Genomic DNA, 15,722 nt, shown 5'->3' with positions numbered 1-15,722 from the left:
CGAGCGAAGCGGGCACCGGTTCGCGTTAAGAAAACGCGTCGGAACGGAAGCAGCTCTGGACTTCCCGCGCCTGATCGCGCCGATTTTCCTTCTAAATAGCTGCCGATATCGGCGTTTTCGGCCACGGGTGGCGTTGCACAGCGGTAACGATTTTGGCAAGGTCGCGCCCGATTTGAGGCAATCCGTTTTTGGGGAGGATTGTCCTCGCAAAATAAGCGCCTGCCGCCCCCTAGCGGCACAAGAAGGCGCGGGGGTTACATCAAGGATCTGAGGCAACATGACAGCTTTATGGTTGATTGTGCTCTGCGGGGCGCTTTCCATCGTTTACGCGATCTGGGCGACGCAGTCGGTCTTGAACGCGGATGCGGGTAATCCGCGCATGCAGGAAATCGCGGCCGCGGTACGCGAGGGCGCACAGGCCTATCTGCGGCGGCAGTACACCACGATCGGCATGGTCGGTATCGTGATCTTCGTGGTGCTGGCCTACTTCCTGGGCCTGCCGGTGGCGATCGGCTTTGCGATCGGCGCCATCCTGTCGGGGGCTGCCGGCTTCATCGGCATGAACGTCTCGGTGCGCGCCAACGTCCGCACCGCGCAGGCGGCAACCACCTCGCTCGCCGGCGGCCTCGAGCTCGCCTTCAAGGCGGGCGCGATCACCGGCATGCTGGTTGCCGGTCTCGCGCTGCTCGGCGTCACCATCTACTTCATGGTGCTGGTCAAGTTCATGGGTCTGGAAGCGGGCAGCCGCACCGTGGTCGACGCCATGGTGGCGCTCGGCTTCGGCGCCTCGCTGATCTCGATCTTCGCCCGTCTCGGCGGCGGCATCTTCACCAAGGGTGCGGACGTCGGCGGCGACCTTGTCGGCAAGGTCGAGGCCGGCATCCCCGAGGACGATCCGCGTAACCCGGCCACCATCGCCGACAACGTCGGCGACAATGTCGGCGACTGCGCCGGCATGGCGGCGGACCTGTTCGAGACCTATGCGGTGACCGCGGTCGCCACCATGGTGCTCGCGGCGATCTTCTTCGCCAAGACGCCGATCCTGGTGAACATGATGACGCTGCCGCTCGCGATCGGCGGCATCTGCATCATCACCTCGATCATCGGCACCTTCTTCGTCAAGCTCGGTGCCAGCCAGTCCATCATGGGCGCCCTCTACAAGGGCCTGATCGCCACCGGCATCCTGTCGCTGGTCGGCGTCGCGCTCGTGATCAATTGGCTGGTCGGCTTCGGCAAGCTCGACGGCGTCGACTATACCGGCATGGCGCTGTTCTGGTGTGGCGTGGTCGGTCTCGTCGTCACCGGCCTGATCATCTGGATCACCGAATACTACACCGGCACCGACTATCGCCCGGTGAAGTCGATCGCCTCGGCCTCGGTCACCGGTCACGGCACCAACGTGATCCAGGGCCTCGCGGTCTCAATGGAAGCGACCGCGCTGCCCGCGATCGTGATCATCGCCGGCATCCTCGTCACCTACAGCCTTGCCGGCCTGTTCGGCATCGCGATCGCGACCGCCACCATGCTGGCGCTGGCCGGCATGATCGTCGCGCTCGACGCCTTCGGCCCGGTTACCGACAACGCCGGCGGCATCGCCGAGATGGCGGGGCTGCCGAAGGAGGTGCGCAAGTCGACCGACGCGCTCGACGCGGTCGGCAACACCACCAAGGCGGTGACCAAAGGCTACGCGATCGGCTCCGCCGGTCTCGGTGCGCTGGTGCTGTTTGCGGCCTATAATCAGGACCTCAAATTCTTCATCAGCGACTCCAATGCCCATGCCTACTTCAAGGGCGTCAACCCGGACTTCTCCCTGAACAATCCTTACGTCGTGGTCGGCCTGCTGTTCGGCGGCCTGCTGCCGTATCTGTTCGGTGCGATGGGTATGACCGCGGTCGGTCGCGCCGCCGGCGCGATCGTCGAGGAAGTGCGCCGTCAGTTCCGCGAGAAGCCCGGCATCATGCAGGGTACCGACAAGCCGGACTACGGCAAGGCGGTCGACCTGCTGACCCGGGCGGCGATCAAGGAGATGATCATCCCGTCGCTGCTGCCGGTTCTGTCGCCGATCGTGGTCTACTTCCTGATCTACGCGATCGCGGGCGGTGGCGCAGCCGGTAAGTCGGCCGCTTTCTCCGCGGTCGGCGCCATGTTGCTCGGCGTCATCGTCACCGGTTTGTTCGTCGCGATCTCGATGACCTCGGGCGGCGGCGCATGGGACAACGCCAAGAAGTACATCGAGGACGGCCACTACGGCGGCAAGGGTTCTGACGCCCACAAGTCCGCAGTGACCGGCGATACCGTCGGCGATCCCTACAAGGACACGGCGGGCCCGGCGGTGAATCCGATGATCAAGATCACCAACATCGTGGCGCTGCTGCTGCTGGCGATCCTGGCGCACTGAGCGGCGGACACCACTGAAACGAAGCCCCGCGGTGAAAGCCGCGGGGTTTTATTTTTGAACCAGACGCGAACAACACGGAGATCAATCGATGTCGCTCTCATCCGCACGGAACTACGCGCTCCGCGCCTCCAAATCGCAGGATCAGAAGGAGGCCATCGAGCTGCTCTCGAAGGCGATCATGGAACTGGCGATGTCGATTGAAGCGACCGACGCCAAGGTCAAGAAGATCAACAAGTCTTCGTAGCGTTGGCCGCAACGTGCTCAGGAAACGTCGTGACGGCGGCTGTTACTTGACCTCCATCTGCAACCCTTCCTTCTCGATGATCGCCGCGAACTTCTTCGTCTCGGCATCGACGAAATCGGAGAATTGCTGGGGCGTGCCGTAGTCGGCGCGCGCGCCCATGCCGGCGATGTTCTTCTTGACGTCGTCGCGCTCCAGCATCGCCTTGACTTGGCGGTTCAACTCGTCGAGCACCGGGGCGGGCGCGGTCTTCGGCAGGAACACGCCGAACCAGGACGAGACGTCGAACTTTGCCAGTTCCGGCGCGCCCTCGCGCATCGTCGGCAGGTTCGGTGCGGAATCGCTACGCTCCGGCGTGGTGACACAGAGGCCGTTGAGCTTGCCGTCCTGCACCTGCGGCAGCGACGGATAGAGATTGTCGAACAGGATCTGGATGTCGCCGGCGAGCCCGGCCTGCAATGCGGGACCGGCGCCGCGGAACGGCACGTGCGTCATCTTCAACCCGGTGAGCTGCAGGAACCAGGCACCGGTGAGGTGAGGGCTTTGTCCGGTGCCGGACGAGCCGTAGGTGAGCTTGTCCGGATTCTTCTTCAGGAAGGCGATCAATTCGGGGATCGACTTGAGACCGGTCGACGGATGCGCCGATACGATGTTCGGAATCCGGATCATGTTGGAGACCGGCTGCAACTGGTCGGCCTTGTAGGTCAGGTTGCGGAAGATGCTGTAGGCGATCGCGTTGGGGCCGGGATTGCCTATCAGGATGGTGTGGCCGTCGCCCTTGGCGCGTGTGACCTCGGATGTGCCGATGGTGCCGCCGGCGCCGGAGCGATTCTCCACCACCACCGACTGGCCCCAGAGCGGCTGCAAATGCGCCGCGAGCAGCCGCCCCATCACGTCGGTCGAGCCGCCGGCCGCCGCCGGCACGATGATGCGGACGGTCTCGGTCGGCCGCCAGTCACCGGCGCCGAGGCTCGCGCGCGGCAGGATCGCCGCGGCCGTCAATGCGGCCGTGCTCGACAATACCGTACGACGGGAAAATCTCTTGGCTGTCATGCGTTTACCCCCTGCTCAGGCTCTTGTTTGCGAGCAAACTAGGGGACCGCTTGCCCCTCGGGCAAGCGACAACTTGGCGCAGCGGCTTATGCTCTGGACTCCGGTTTGACGCGTTGTCTCACGCGAACCGGAGCCCACTTCGCTCGAAAACGCTCTAGTTGAAGCTCAGCAGCTTGAAGAGCGGTGTCAGGTAGGACATTTCCTGGCCCGACGTCGGCGTGGACCGGCTGACGAAGTCGAAGATCTTGCCGTCCTTCAGGCCGTAATTGGCCAGTCGGCGCACCTGCCGGTTCTTGTCGAAATAGACCGCGATCACGCGCTGGTCGATCACCCGCTGATTCATGAAGGCGACCGGGCGGGAGGTCCGTTGCGAGATGTAATAAAACACCTCGCCGTCCAGCGTTGCGACCGTCGAGGGCGTGCCGAGCACGATGAGCACCTGGTCCTGGCTCGCGCCGATCGGGATCTGCTCGAGCGCCCCCTCGGGCAGGATGTAGCCCTTCTGGAATTGTTCCCCGGCGCAGCCGCCGAGTGCGGCGCAGACGAGGCCAATCGCCGCGACGGCGCGGAGACGCGAAAAGAACCCGCGCGCGGAAGCGGCGCGAGACTGTCGTGAAAGAGTGTGGTTCATCGGCGGAACTGATCCGTCCCCTTGCATCGGCCGAGGCATTGACGTACCGGGCAGCTCAATGGATTGCAATCATGCCGAGCTCCAATGGGCGACCTCTCAACAGGCGACCCTTTGGGGACCGGCAGCCGGAACCCGTCATGCTTTGGCCGTTCAATCACTTCAGAAGACCCCGGGTGCCCGCGCGCAGCACCATTGAGACCATCTATGGCATGATCGTGACGCAGGCGCGAGAACCGTTGTTTTACCGTGACTTGGGCGTTCCGGACACGGTTAATGGCCGTTTTGACCTGCTTCTGATGCATCTGTGGCTGGTGCTGCGGCGACTGAAATCCGTCGAGGGCGGCGTCGCGCTGTCCCAGGCCCTGTTCGATCATTTCTGCATCGATATGGACGACAATCTGCGCGAAATGGGCGTCGGCGACCTCACGGTGCCGAAGCGCATGCAGGCGTTCGGTGAAGCCTTCTACGGCCGCACCGCGGCCTATGATCTGGCGCTGACCGACAGCGAGGCAGCCTTGGCCGAGTCGTTCTGCAAGAACATCCTCAACGGTCAGAACATCGACAAGGCCCGCGAGCTCGCTGCCTACGCCAGGGAGGCGATCAAAGAGCTGGCGAGCGCCGACCTCGCGGCGCTGGCCAAGGGTACTTGGCGCTTTCCGGCACCACAGCCTGCGGGGACGGCGGCATGAGCGGCGGCGGCACAGGGCAGCCCGATGCACGGCGCGACCGCGACCCCTGGCGGGTCCTGGTCAACATCGCGCAGATTCCGGAGACCGGCCTGCATCGCGAGATCGCGGCCGACGAGGCGGCGCGCAAGGCGATGGCCGAAGTTGCCGAGTTGCGGGAAGTCGTCTCCGCGCGTGCAGAGTTCGACCTGCAGCCCAAGCGCGACGGCAGCTACCACGTCACCGGCAGAGTTAAGGCCAGGATCGGGCAGACCTGCGTGGTTACGCTCGATCCGATCGAGAACGAGATCGATGAGCCGATCGATGTGGTGTTCGCGCCGCCCGAGCAGATCCCGCAAATGGCCGACCTGGTCGACGACGCCGGCGACAGCGATGAGGAAACGCCGGACCCGCCGGAGCCGATCGTCGGCGGCTTCATCGATATCGGCCGGCTTGCCACCGATGCGCTGTTTCTCGGCATAGACCCGTATCCGCGCAAGGTGGATGCGGTCTTTGAACAGAAGGCTGAAGCGCCTGACCCGGAAAATCATCCTTTCGCGGCGCTGAAGGCGCTGACGGAAAAGCCGGACGGCAAGAAGCCCAAGGGAAGTTGAGGGCGCCTGGCGCCACATTTGCGGGGATGGCTTGCCTGCAAGCTTGCGCGAGCGGTGTTCCTAGTTACTTCAAATACGTGTCACAATACATTGAAATACAATGTATTTCTGGTATGTTCCGATGTGTTGCGTGACGGTTCGGCAGCTGCCTCATTTGCGGTCAAGAGGTTGTGTCGGACCGAGGACACGCTATTGTCGCGGCCCGGCCGGGACGCGAGTTGGTGTTTCGCCGCGCGCCGTTGACGGCGGTGACTTCAAGCTCGCGGTCTTCGTCTGAAGGCTGCGGGAAAGCAGGCTTCCGGGACGTTCATGCCTCAAAAGGTTCGAATAGCGCTTGACGCCATGGGGGGCGATGTCGGCGCTTCCGTCGTCATTCCCGGCGCCGCGATCTCGTTAAGCCGTCATCCTGACAGCGAATTCCTGCTGGTCGGGGACCGGGCCCAGATCGAGCCGGAGCTCGCCAAGCATCCGGCACTGAAGGCGGTATCGAAAGTGATCCATACCGACGTCGCCGTGAAGAACGATGAGAAGCCGAGCCAGGCGCTGCGGCGGACCCGAAGGGCGTCCTCGATGTGGCTTGCGATCGACGCCGTGAAGCATGGCGAGGCCGACGTTGCGGTCTCCGCCGGCAACAGCGGCGCGCTGATGGCGATGGGCAGCCTCAATCTGCGGACGCTCCCCGGTGTCGACCGCCCGGCGCTTGCGGCGGTGTGGCCGACGCTGCGCGGCGACTCTGTCGTGCTCGACCTCGGCGCCACGATCGGCGGCGACGCCCGCCATCTGGCGACGCTGGCGGTGATGGGCAGCGCCATGGCGAGCGTGCTGTTCAACCTCGAACGGCCGACCGTCGGCCTGCTCAATATCGGGTCCGAGGAGATGAAGGGGCACGGGGAAATCCGCGAGGCGGCGGAGATGCTGCGCGCGATGAACTCGACGCAGTTCAACTATATCGGCTTCGTCGAGGGCGACGCGATCGGCAAGGGCCTCGCCGACGTCATCGTGTCGGAAGGTTTCAGCGGCAACATTGCGCTCAAGGCCGCCGAGGGAACCGCGCGCCAGATGTTCACGCTGCTGCGCGAGGCCATGTCATCTAGCTGGCTAGCGCGGATCGGCTATTTGCTGGCCCGCGGCGCGTTCCAGAAGCTGCGCGACAAGCTCGATCCCAACAAGTCGAATGGCGGCCTGCTGCTCGGCCTGAAGGGCGTCGTGGTCAAGAGCCATGGCGGCACCAACGCGGAAGGCTTTGCCTATGCGGTGGATGTTGGCTATGAGATGGCCCACTTCGATCTCCTCACCAAGATCAATCAGATGCTTAATCGCGACGGCAGTGCGCTGGTGCAGGCGCAGACCGCGCAGGAGGCTGTCTCGTGACTGCTATACGTTCGGTAGTGCTCGGCTGCGGCTCATATTTGCCGGAGCGGGTTTTGACCAATGCCGAACTGGCCACCCGGATCGACACGTCGGATGACTGGATCGTGCAGCGCACCGGCATCAGCGAGCGCCACATCGCGGCCGACGACGAATTCACCTCGCATCTGGCGATCAAGGCGGCGCAGGCCGCGCTCGCCCACGCGCAAGTCGATGCGCAGTCGATCGACCTGATCGTGCTCGCGACCTCGACGCCCGACAACACCTTTCCCGCCACCGCGGTCGCCGTCCAGCACGGGCTCGGCATCAACCATGGCGTCGCCTTCGACCTGCAGGCGGTCTGCTCCGGCTTCGTCTTCGCGCTGGCCACCGCCGATAATTTCCTGCGCGCCGGCACCCACAAGCGGGCGCTGGTGATCGGTGCCGAGACCTTCTCACGCATCCTCGACTGGAACGACCGCGGCACCTGCGTGCTGTTCGGCGACGGCGCCGGCGCGGTCGTGCTGGAGGCGCAGCAGCATTCCGGCACCACCAGCGACCCCGGCGTGTTGACGACGCATCTGCGCTCCGACGGCCGCCACAAGGCGAAGCTGTTCGTCGATGGCGGGCCCGGCTCGACCAGGACGGTCGGGTATCTCCGGATGGAGGGCCGCGAGGTGTTCAAGCACGCCGTCGGCATGATCACCGACGTGATCGTCGACGCCTTCAACGCCACCGGCTTTACCGCCGAGGACATCACCTGGTTCATCCCGCACCAGGCCAACAAGCGAATCATCGATGCGTCGGCGCACAAGCTCCATATTGCGCCGCAGAAGGTGGTCCTGACGGTCGACAAGCACGGCAACACGTCGGCGGCCTCGATCCCGCTCGCGCTGTCGGTCGCCGTGAAGGACGGGCGCGTCAAGAAGGGCGATCTGGTGCTGTTCGAGGCGATGGGCGGCGGCTTCACCTGGGGCTCGGCGCTCGTGCGCTGGTAGCGTATCGCCAAACAGTATCGACAGGTTGCTGGTATCTTTCCTGCGCCTGGGCGCTGGTCGCTGTTGACCATTGCGCGCTAAGCTTTTAATTTCAGTCAAGAAATTGTTCGCCGAGAGTGCGGGGCAGGCGATGACCACGGGAACCGGAAAAACAGTTACGCGCGTCGATTTGTGTGAGGCGGTCTACCAAAAGGTGGGTCTGTCGCGCACGGAATCGTCGGCATTTGTCGAGTTGGTGCTGAAGGAGATCACCGATTGCCTGGAAAAGGGCGAGACGGTGAAGCTGTCCTCGTTCGGCTCCTTCATGGTGCGCAAGAAGGGCCAGCGTATCGGCCGTAATCCGAAGACCGGCACCGAGGTGCCGATTTCGCCGCGGCGGGTGATGGTGTTCAAGCCGTCGGCGATCCTGAAGCAGCGGATCAATGGCCATGTCGTCACCAATGGCGACGGCAGCAAGGCCGACTAGAGCGTTTTCAAGCGAAGTGGATACCCGGTTCGCGTGAAGAAAGCGCGGCAAACCTAGAATCCGGAGCCCCGTTCCGATTCAATCGGAACGGAAAGGCTCCAGGCATTGAGCTCAAAGGAGCGGGCATTTGGACAAGGCGCCGGATGCGTTCCGTACCATCAGCGAGGTCGCTGATGAACTCGATATTCCCCAGCATGTGCTGAGATTCTGGGAAACGCGCTTCGCGCAGATCAAGCCGATGAAGCGCAGCGGCGGACGCCGCTATTATCGCCCCGACGACGTCGACCTGCTCAAGGGCATCCGCCGGCTGCTGTACGGCGAGGGCTACACCATCCGCGGTGTGCAGCGGATCCTGAAGGAGCACGGCATCAAATCGGTGCAGGGCATCGCCGACCAGACCGCGGCGGTCTCGTTCGGCGCGGTCGAGGAAGCCGTCGGCAACAGCATGGCCGAGCCCGACGACCTCGAGAGCAGCGACGGCCTCGATTTCGACGGCGAGGAGGGTGATGGCGACGAGAAGGGGATCGACTACCGATTCGTCGATCCCGACGAGGATCCGATCCTGTCGACCTACAAGGCGCACGCCCAGCCGGGCAAGGCGCCCGCCGCGCCGCCGGTTCGTCCCTCCGTTCCGTCAGTCGATCGGGAGCGGCTCGAACGCGTGCTGCAGGAGCTGGTCGCCTGCCGACAGATGATCGACGCGGCGATGAAGGACGGCTGAGGCAAGGAAGCCTGCCGAGGAAACCTGCCAAGGGAACCGGCCTCGGAATACAGTCTTTGAGAGCCTGGCCCGCCTTGCGCGAACGCAGGATCGCAGCTAATGGAACGGCATCGGAGCGTGGCGCAGCCCGGTTAGCGCACTAGTCTGGGAGACTAGGGGTCGGAGGTTCAAATCCTCTCGCTCCGACCATTTTTCTCAAAATTCGTTCGGTGTGGCTTGAAGCGGGCGCGCATCGCTCGCCGTCGGCTTGCGATTGGTTGCCAATGCTGTTCGCCCGTCGCGGAAAGCTGAGCGCGGAAGCCAACACGCTGTCGTTAATATCGAGCAAACGCTCGTTGAAGAGGCAGCACCAAGCCGATCGCATCGGCGGCTGTCGTTGTCGATGAACAATCGTTCATGGAACGCCACTGATTTCAGGCGGTTAGTCGCGGGGCGCATTTTGGAGGACAAAATGAAGCACGCAATCATCGTCCTTTCCGCGGCATGCCTGATGGCTTCCACCCCGGTTGCTTTTGCACAGGGCGTTTCGAGCAAATCACCTGGACACGAGATGCAAAAGAAGGGCTCCAAGAAAGGCAGTCACGGCGCTTCGGGCTATGCACCCGGGCACGAGATGCAGGCACGAGGATCGAAAGCCGGGAGCCCAGGGGCCTCTGGCTACGCCCCTGGTCAGACGACGGGGTCGGGCAGCGGGATGACCGGAGGCAGCTCGACCAGGTCCAGATAGTTACACTGTAAGTTTTTCGGGGCCCCGGCCGTCAGCGCCGGGGCTCCTTTTCCATAGCCCGTTCACGGATCGACCGCGGCTTGGCCCGTTTCATGCTTTCCATTGAGGGGCAAATGGGGGGCCAACATATGATTGCTGAACACTTTCTGGTCTGGGCTGCGCTGCTGAGCGTTCTCGCCTTCCTGGCGTTCCAGTCGCCGGGGCGCGGACACCGATAAGTCTCCGCTTCCAACGCTTCGCGAGGTGAGCGGCGCGATCGTGCCGGTTGCCAGTCGTCCCGTCTGCTGCAGAGCCGGTCGCCTCAGGCCTCGGCCTCCATCGCAACAATCAGGCAGGCCTTTTCCAGGCGGTTGGTAAGCATCGAAAGCTTGGCCGTGAACTCGGCCAGCTCAGCCTCGCTGAACTCCTCGAACACGGTTTTCTTGAACGCCTTGTGCTGCTCGGCGAGGCCTGCGAGGTGCCTTTTGGTCTTGTCGGTCAGCGACAGCCGCACCACGCGCGCATCGGCCGGGGAGGGCGCGCGCCGCAGCAGCTCCTTCTGCTCGAGCAGCTTGGACTGCGTGGTCACGAACGACGGATCGACGTGCAGCAGCTTCGACACCACGTTGATCGGCACGCCGTCATCCTTGTCGAGATCCGAGATCGCGATGAGAATCATCCATTGCGGACCGCTGACGCCAAGCGACTTGCCCCAGAACTGACGGACGCGCTCCAGATGCGAGTTGATGGCCGAAATCTCGAGCGTGAACCGCTTGATGATGTCGAGATGTTCGATGGCGCGCTGGCGCGTCGAATCCTTCCTTGTCACTGACACAGCTTCCTCTTCCCTCGGGCGCCGACTCAGCTTTGTGCTGATTTGTTTCTTGTTTTCCGCGCTGCAGTAGGTTTTTTCCCGCAAGCCGCCAACGAACGCAAGTGAACGTAAAGTAATTATGATGGTCGTGTGACGGTTGGACTATTTGGGATGTGACAAGTTTTCTCAGGTAGGCAAAGGGCTTACAGGCAGCGTTGCCGGCGAGACACAGTGTGGCCGCATTCGCATTCCTGACTTTATAAACTATTTTGATTGGCGAACTCGCCAATGCATATTGAACCCGGCGGTAGGGGAATCTCGATCGTCCCGTTGCGGTGATCGTTCAAGTCCGTCGCACACCACAGATTGATCTGAGGGTGCGGGGTTTGGGGAAAACGGTCTTGGACAATGCGGGAGGATCACGGGGCGCTCGCGGCCTCGGACTCTCCGCATATGAGCAACTTGGAGGTTTAATATGAATTTGAAGAGCCTTATCCTGGGCTCGACGGCTGCGCTGGTCGCGGTCGGCGGGGCACAGGCGGCCGATCTTCCCGTCAAGGCCAAAGCGGTCGAGTACGTGAAGGTTTGCTCGCTTTACGGTCCGGGCTTCTACTACATCCCCGGCACCGACACCTGCATCAAGCTGGGCGGCTATGTGCGTGCTGACGTCGTGGTGAACGGCAACAGCGTGTACGGCGCGAACTACAACGGCGCCAGCGGTGCCAACAACCGTTTCACGAACGGCTACACCTGGCGTTCGCGTGAAGACTTCAACATCGATACGCGCACCGCGACCGAATACGGCGTGGTCCGCACCTATTTCGATGCGGTGTTCACCTGGACCTCCGACACCTATGCCGGCCAGGGCAACGGCTCGACCGTGTACTCGGCGATCGGCTCGTCTTCTGCGCCGAACAACGCCGGTTCGGGCAACGTGGCTGCCGGTACGGTCGGCGTCTACTACGCCTTCATCCAGTTCGCCGGCTTCACGATGGGTAAGGCGGTTTCGCAGTTCGCTGCCCCCTGGAACGGTTATCCGGGCAACAACTACGACGCGCTCGTCGGTGGCGTGAACACCACCAACGGCATCAACCAGTTCACCTACACCGCGCAGTTCGGCAACGGCGTGTCGCTGGCTCTGTCGGCGCAGGACCAGGTTGCCTACATGCAGGCTGGCGTGAACAACCTCGGCGTCGGTGGTGCTTACGGCTCCAGCGACTACGCCGGCACGATCGCTCCGGACTTCGTCGCTTCGCTCAAGGTCGACCAGGCTTGGGGTATCTTTCAGGCGTCGGTCGCCGCGCATGACAACCACGCTGCCTACTACGGCGGCACCGAGTTGACCGGTCATCCCGACGACAAGTGGGGTTGGGCTGGTGCGTTGGCCCTGTCGATCAAGAACATCCCGACCGGACCCGGCGACACCATCAACATCCAGGGCGTCTACACCGACGGTGCGACCCGTTACAACATCCAGGAACTGGCCAGCCAAGCCGGCGCGATCGCCATCTTCGGCGGTTCGAGCCTGCCGGGCGTCTATGGCAGCGTTGGCTTCGGTACGGCACCCGACACGGTGTTCGGCCCCGGCGGTCAGCAGCAGTCCATCAAGACCTGGGGTATGCGCGGTGCGTACACCCACAACTGGGATCCCTACTGGAACACCAGCTTGTACGGTGCGTTCGCCGCTGTTTCGTACAACGACGCGGCTAAGTCGCTCATCTGCGGCGTTGGTGGCGTCGGTGGTTCGTTCCGTGCCGCATTCGCTGGCGGCGCTGGCGTGACCGCCTGCAACCCCGACTACAACATCGCGCAGATCGGCGTGATCACCCGTTGGACCCCGGTCAAGAACCTGACCTTCTCGGCCGACGTGACCTACTCGCACCTCGATCAGAAGTATGCCGGTATCATCACGACGTCGTCGACTGCTATCGGCAAGCCGACCGCGACCTACGAGCTGAAGGATCAGGACACTGTCCAGATGCTCTTCCGCGCTCAGCGCAACTGGTAATTCCGGTTGATCTGATCACGATCCAACAGAACCCCGGCAGGCAACTGCCGGGGTTTTTCTTTGCGAAAGATTCTAAGGAGAGCTGCGCTGCGTCAATTCGGTCCACGCGAACGACGAAGACGAGCCATGCGATTCATTCGCCGCAGACTTATTTACTTACCTGATCTACTAAACTATATACGCCACGGCCAACACATTGAATGATGGCTCTTAGCTAGCTGCTAAGCCTCCCAAACCTCCGGCAATGCCCTGCCGGAGGTTTTTGATTCAAGGCCCAGCCGGCGGCGACGATGGTGGCGCGGGTTGCCGTCGCCTTGCCGATTCGATGCCGTCAAGATTTGACGGAATCGATCCGCAGTGCATTCTCGCCATTGATGGGACGCTTCAAGAACAGCCGCCTGGCGCGCATGAGCAGCGGCCACTATTGCCTGATCCGGGATCTCGGGCTGGTGAAGGGCGGCAAGGGATTGCGGCACCATGAGGTAATCATCGATTTCTCCTGGCGCGGCCTGCTCAAGCTGGCCCTGAGCGCGGGTGCCGGCGTCCTGCGGCGGCGCGCGTCCGTGCGCATCGAGACAGCCGAATAGCACGGGGCCGCGTCATGACGCGGCTTGGCCTGCGGCCAGGATGCGCGCGATCATCGCGTGAGTCTCACGCTTCGTGAACAAGCATTCGAATTCGAGCGACGTGATCGCAGCATTGTCAGAGCTTCGCCCATGACGATCGCACGCTGCCACGCCGCGCGCTGCGCTGTGCGCCGATTGCGATCAACGTAGTTCATCTGTGCAGGTGCTGTCGCGCTGCTTCGCTGGTTTTACCTCGGCAGCTGCGGCCGCGGTGGAAATTCCGGCCGCGATCGCCATCAGCGTTGTCGCGACCAATCTGTTCAGGATGTGCACGATCATGGTCTCCGATTGTCGATGTCGGATTGTTCGCAACGCGGAATGATTTCGTTACGCGGCCACCGTCTCAACCCGCTGCAGGCGGCTCACTTGCGCGTGAGGCGGCGCCGTTGCTGGGCGACAATTCGGTGATGTAAGGTGCCGCAGCCAAGCGGTTGGGGCTGCGATCCGCGCTCCGGCCGAAACAAAGAAGAACAGGGCAAGAAAAATAAGGGAAGGAACGGATCTCACATGAAGGATTTCGCCGGAAAGATTGCCGTCATCACCGGTGGCGGCACGGGCATGGGGCGCGAGCTGGCACGGCAGCTCGTTGCCGAGGGCTGCAATGTCGCGATGTGCGACGTCTCGGCCGAGGCGATGGCCGAGACCAAGCGGCTCTGCGAGGTCGAGAAGCTGCCGCAGGGCCTGCGCATCACGACGCACGTTGCCGACGTCTCGATCGAGGATCACTACAAGCGCTTCCGCGACGAGCTGATCGAGCAGCAGGCGACCGACAAGATCCACCTGCTGTTCAACAACGCCGGAATCGGTGGCGGCGGCAGCCTGTTCTCCAACACGCGCGAGCAGTGGGAGCGCACCTTCAACATCTGCTGGGGCGGCGTCTATCTCGGCGTCCGCACCTTCCTGCCGCTGTTGGTGAAGGCCGACGAGGCGCACATCGTCAACACCTCGAGCGTCAACGGCTTCTGGGCCTCGGTCGGCATGGGCGTGTCCCACACCGCCTACAGCGCGGCGAAATTTGCCGTGAAGGGATTCACCGAGGCGATGATCAATGATCTCCGGCTCAACGCGCCGCATGTGAAGTGCTCGGTCGTGATGCCCGGTCACATCGGCACCTCGATCGTGTCGAACTCGCGCAAGGTGCAGAACGGCTCCGACCAGCTCAACGCCGACGAGCTCAAGCAGGCCCGTCAGCGTCTGCAGGGGCAGGGGATCGACGTCGCCAAGATGTCGGACGCCGACATCCAGCAGCTCGCGCTCGACCGTGCCCGCATCTTCCTCGATGAAGCGCCGACCTCGGCGGCGGCCGCCGCCAAGGTCATCCTCGACGGTGTGAAGGCCGAACGCTGGCGCATCCTGGTCGGCGACGACGCGCATCTTCTCGACGAGCGCGTGCGCAAGGCGCCGGAACAGGCCTACTCGCCGGAGTTTTATCAGGACCTCGTGGCAGCGACCGGGTGGAAGGTCGGCTGAACGGCCGTCCCGCATCGCGTGCGGGACGGATTCACTCAAGCGCTATCCGCGCATCGCGCGTTGGCGCGATCCCGCTTGATAGGCGAGGCGGTAATGCCCTGAGCAATAGGGCATGCCGCCGACCGGTGTGTTGCCGCAGAAGCAGAAATCATCGGCGCCTGGGGTGCTGATCGGCCAGCGGCAGCGCTGCTCGCTCAGTTCGAACAGCGAGCAGCTGTTGGCGCTGACGATCGGTGCGTCGTTGGCCTCTCGTTCGTAGACCGCCTGGAGCAACCGGAGCTGCTGTTTCGCGGTCGCCCGTTGCGCGGCGTGGGCGGCGGATTTCTTGCGCCGCGCCCGACGTTCGTCCGGCGTCGTGCGTGTGAGGTTCAGCCGCGACAGCTTGCCGATCACCGCATTGCGGCTGACGCCGATATTGACGGCGATGTCGCGGCAGGAGAGGCCGGCTTCAAAGTAGATCTTGAGTTGGTCGACGCGCTCCGGCGTCCAGGTCTCTTGGATGGCAATCATCTGACGGTTCCACGTTCTGTGTTGAACCGCCGCGCCGGCACACGCGCCCTTAGTTCTTGAGCATGATCTTTTCGGAAAACCGGTTTCCACTTTTCCGGATCATGCTCTCAGGGCGTGCGGCCGTTGTCGCGGATTGCAAGCAACCCGTCCTTGATGGCGAGCCGAATGCCTTCCTCGATCAATGTCCGTGCGACGCCCGGGACGCTCGTGCCGTGGGTGCCCTGTCTCACCAGCTTCTCGAGGTATCCGATGGTCGAGAGCGCCAGCGTGACCGGGACGCGGTCGGTTTCGGCCTTTTCCGTAGCCATGGTGAAACGCTTAACCCCGAACGCCTGTACTGAAAAGTATCTATTTAGAGTCTATTTAGGAATGAGGCGGTTCGTCAAGCCGTGGGCGGCAAGAAACAGCCAGCCGCGCCCAAGCGCGCTGGAAGCGAGTTCCAGCGCGCGGGTGT

At 63.1% G+C, this 15,722-nt stretch carries 17 protein-coding genes and 1 tRNA gene; 12 read left to right on the top strand and 6 right to left on the bottom strand.

Annotated features, from left to right (window positions below):
* The first annotated feature begins 277 nt into the window (after positions 1–277).
* The gene (locus ACVMIH_RS09235) at positions 278–2,398 is read left to right on the top strand and encodes a sodium-translocating pyrophosphatase (RefSeq protein ID WP_057020721.1); all 2,121 of its coding nucleotides are present in this window, start codon (positions 278–280) and stop codon (positions 2,396–2,398) included.
* Positions 2,399–2,486: 88 nt separating this feature from the next.
* Entirely contained in the window at positions 2,487–2,642 is a 156-nt protein-coding gene (locus tag ACVMIH_RS09230; RefSeq protein ID WP_167350400.1) for a hypothetical protein, read from the top strand.
* A gap of 42 nt (positions 2,643–2,684) precedes the next feature.
* Here ACVMIH_RS09230 and ACVMIH_RS09225 read toward each other — a convergent pair whose 3' ends face one another.
* Entirely contained in the window at positions 2,685–3,692 is a 1,008-nt protein-coding gene (locus ACVMIH_RS09225) for a Bug family tripartite tricarboxylate transporter substrate binding protein (protein WP_456861474.1), read from the bottom strand.
* 154 nt (positions 3,693–3,846) lie between these two features.
* A complete protein-coding gene (locus ACVMIH_RS09220; RefSeq protein ID WP_018271914.1) occupies positions 3,847–4,323 on the bottom strand; it encodes an outer membrane protein assembly factor BamE in 477 nt (158 codons plus the stop codon).
* A gap of 137 nt (positions 4,324–4,460) precedes the next feature.
* On the opposite strand from ACVMIH_RS09220, the gene ACVMIH_RS09215 reads away from it, so the two are divergent.
* The 7 genes from ACVMIH_RS09215 to ACVMIH_RS09185 all read left to right on the top strand — a co-directional run bounded on the left by ACVMIH_RS09215 (position 4,461) and on the right by ACVMIH_RS09185 (position 9,323).
* Positions 4,461–5,012: a ubiquinol-cytochrome C chaperone family protein gene (locus tag ACVMIH_RS09215; RefSeq protein ID WP_456785076.1), complete on the top strand. Its 552-nt coding sequence runs from the start codon at positions 4,461–4,463 to the stop codon at positions 5,010–5,012.
* A complete protein-coding gene (locus ACVMIH_RS09210) occupies positions 5,009–5,602 on the top strand; it encodes a YceD family protein (protein WP_456785075.1) in 594 nt (197 codons plus the stop codon). Before ACVMIH_RS09215 ends, ACVMIH_RS09210 begins: the two co-directional genes overlap by 4 nt.
* 309 nt (positions 5,603–5,911) lie before the next feature.
* Positions 5,912–6,973: a phosphate acyltransferase PlsX gene (plsX, locus tag ACVMIH_RS09205; RefSeq protein WP_076834353.1), complete on the top strand. Its 1,062-nt coding sequence runs from the start codon at positions 5,912–5,914 to the stop codon at positions 6,971–6,973.
* The gene (locus tag ACVMIH_RS09200) at positions 6,970–7,947 is read left to right on the top strand and encodes a beta-ketoacyl-ACP synthase III (RefSeq protein ID WP_057020717.1); all 978 of its coding nucleotides are present in this window, start codon (positions 6,970–6,972) and stop codon (positions 7,945–7,947) included. The genes plsX and ACVMIH_RS09200 overlap by 4 nt, the downstream gene beginning before the upstream one ends.
* 130 nt (positions 7,948–8,077) lie before the next feature.
* Positions 8,078–8,413, top strand: a complete 336-nt coding sequence (locus ACVMIH_RS09195; RefSeq protein WP_035631661.1) for an integration host factor subunit alpha — start codon at positions 8,078–8,080, stop codon at positions 8,411–8,413.
* A 127-nt stretch (positions 8,414–8,540) separates the two neighbouring features.
* Positions 8,541–9,134 carry a MerR family transcriptional regulator gene (locus ACVMIH_RS09190; protein WP_018271909.1) on the top strand — a complete coding sequence of 198 codons (594 nt, stop codon included), beginning with the start codon at positions 8,541–8,543 and terminating at the stop codon, positions 9,132–9,134.
* Positions 9,135–9,245: 111 nt separating this feature from the next.
* Positions 9,246–9,323 (top strand) — tRNA-Pro (locus tag ACVMIH_RS09185).
* An 839-nt stretch (positions 9,324–10,162) separates the two neighbouring features.
* On the opposite strand, the gene ACVMIH_RS09180 is transcribed toward ACVMIH_RS09185, so the two are convergent.
* A complete protein-coding gene (locus ACVMIH_RS09180) occupies positions 10,163–10,675 on the bottom strand; it encodes a MarR family winged helix-turn-helix transcriptional regulator (RefSeq protein WP_168855931.1) in 513 nt (170 codons plus the stop codon).
* Positions 10,676–11,129: 454 nt separating this feature from the next.
* On the opposite strand from ACVMIH_RS09180, the gene ACVMIH_RS09175 reads away from it, so the two are divergent.
* Both ACVMIH_RS09175 and ACVMIH_RS09170 read left to right on the top strand, forming a co-directional pair.
* Positions 11,130–12,662 (top strand): porin, encoded by a 1,533-nt coding sequence (locus ACVMIH_RS09175; protein ID WP_057020678.1) that lies wholly within the window; start codon positions 11,130–11,132, stop codon positions 12,660–12,662.
* Positions 12,663–12,952: 290 nt separating this feature from the next.
* Entirely contained in the window at positions 12,953–13,249 is a 297-nt protein-coding gene (locus tag ACVMIH_RS09170; RefSeq protein WP_141341069.1) for a hypothetical protein, read from the top strand.
* 180 nt (positions 13,250–13,429) lie between these two features.
* Here the strand turns inward: ACVMIH_RS09170 and ACVMIH_RS09165 are convergent, their stop codons facing one another.
* The gene (locus ACVMIH_RS09165; protein WP_456785074.1) at positions 13,430–13,567 is read right to left on the bottom strand and encodes a hypothetical protein; all 138 of its coding nucleotides are present in this window, start codon (positions 13,565–13,567) and stop codon (positions 13,430–13,432) included.
* Between the two features lie 228 nt (positions 13,568–13,795).
* Between ACVMIH_RS09165 and ACVMIH_RS09160 the strand changes: the two genes are divergently transcribed.
* Complete coding sequence (locus tag ACVMIH_RS09160) at positions 13,796–14,758, top strand: SDR family oxidoreductase (protein WP_456785073.1); 963 nt, start codon at positions 13,796–13,798, stop codon at positions 14,756–14,758.
* 42 nt (positions 14,759–14,800) lie between these two features.
* Here the strand turns inward: ACVMIH_RS09160 and ACVMIH_RS09155 are convergent, their stop codons facing one another.
* A complete protein-coding gene (locus ACVMIH_RS09155; RefSeq protein ID WP_456866411.1) occupies positions 14,801–15,268 on the bottom strand; it encodes a GcrA family cell cycle regulator in 468 nt (155 codons plus the stop codon).
* Between the two features lie 107 nt (positions 15,269–15,375).
* Positions 15,376–15,576 carry a hypothetical protein gene (locus ACVMIH_RS09150; protein WP_016844973.1) on the bottom strand — a complete coding sequence of 67 codons (201 nt, stop codon included), beginning with the start codon at positions 15,574–15,576 and terminating at the stop codon, positions 15,376–15,378.
* Positions 15,577–15,722 lie beyond the last annotated feature (146 nt).

The organism is Bradyrhizobium sp. USDA 4503 (assembly GCF_054055815.1).
Note: the sequence above shows the minus strand (reverse complement) of the source record. Positions and strands in the feature narration are given on the sequence as shown.

Excerpts from the sequence above, each read along its gene's own strand:
- ACVMIH_RS09235 (WP_057020721.1), top strand. The coding sequence starts at position 278 with ATGACAGCTTTATGGTTGATTGTGCTCTGCGGGGCGCTTTCCATCGTT.
- ACVMIH_RS09230 (WP_167350400.1), top strand. The coding sequence starts at position 2,487 with ATGTCGCTCTCATCCGCACGGAACTACGCGCTCCGCGCCTCCAAATCG.
- ACVMIH_RS09225 (WP_456861474.1), bottom strand. The coding sequence starts at position 3,692 with ATGACAGCCAAGAGATTTTCCCGTCGTACGGTATTGTCGAGCACGGCC.
- ACVMIH_RS09220 (WP_018271914.1), bottom strand. The coding sequence starts at position 4,323 with ATGAACCACACTCTTTCACGACAGTCTCGCGCCGCTTCCGCGCGCGGG.
- ACVMIH_RS09215 (WP_456785076.1), top strand. The coding sequence starts at position 4,461 with ATGCTTTGGCCGTTCAATCACTTCAGAAGACCCCGGGTGCCCGCGCGC.
- ACVMIH_RS09210 (WP_456785075.1), top strand. The coding sequence starts at position 5,009 with ATGAGCGGCGGCGGCACAGGGCAGCCCGATGCACGGCGCGACCGCGAC.
- plsX (WP_076834353.1), top strand. The coding sequence starts at position 5,912 with ATGCCTCAAAAGGTTCGAATAGCGCTTGACGCCATGGGGGGCGATGTC.
- ACVMIH_RS09195 (WP_035631661.1), top strand. The coding sequence starts at position 8,078 with ATGACCACGGGAACCGGAAAAACAGTTACGCGCGTCGATTTGTGTGAG.
- ACVMIH_RS09175 (WP_057020678.1), top strand. The coding sequence starts at position 11,130 with ATGAATTTGAAGAGCCTTATCCTGGGCTCGACGGCTGCGCTGGTCGCG.
- ACVMIH_RS09170 (WP_141341069.1), top strand. The coding sequence starts at position 12,953 with ATGGTGGCGCGGGTTGCCGTCGCCTTGCCGATTCGATGCCGTCAAGAT.
- ACVMIH_RS09165 (WP_456785074.1), bottom strand. The coding sequence starts at position 13,567 with ATGATCGTGCACATCCTGAACAGATTGGTCGCGACAACGCTGATGGCG.
- ACVMIH_RS09160 (WP_456785073.1), top strand. The coding sequence starts at position 13,796 with ATGAAGGATTTCGCCGGAAAGATTGCCGTCATCACCGGTGGCGGCACG.
- ACVMIH_RS09155 (WP_456866411.1), bottom strand. The coding sequence starts at position 15,268 with ATGATTGCCATCCAAGAGACCTGGACGCCGGAGCGCGTCGACCAACTC.
- ACVMIH_RS09150 (WP_016844973.1), bottom strand. The coding sequence starts at position 15,576 with ATGGCTACGGAAAAGGCCGAAACCGACCGCGTCCCGGTCACGCTGGCG.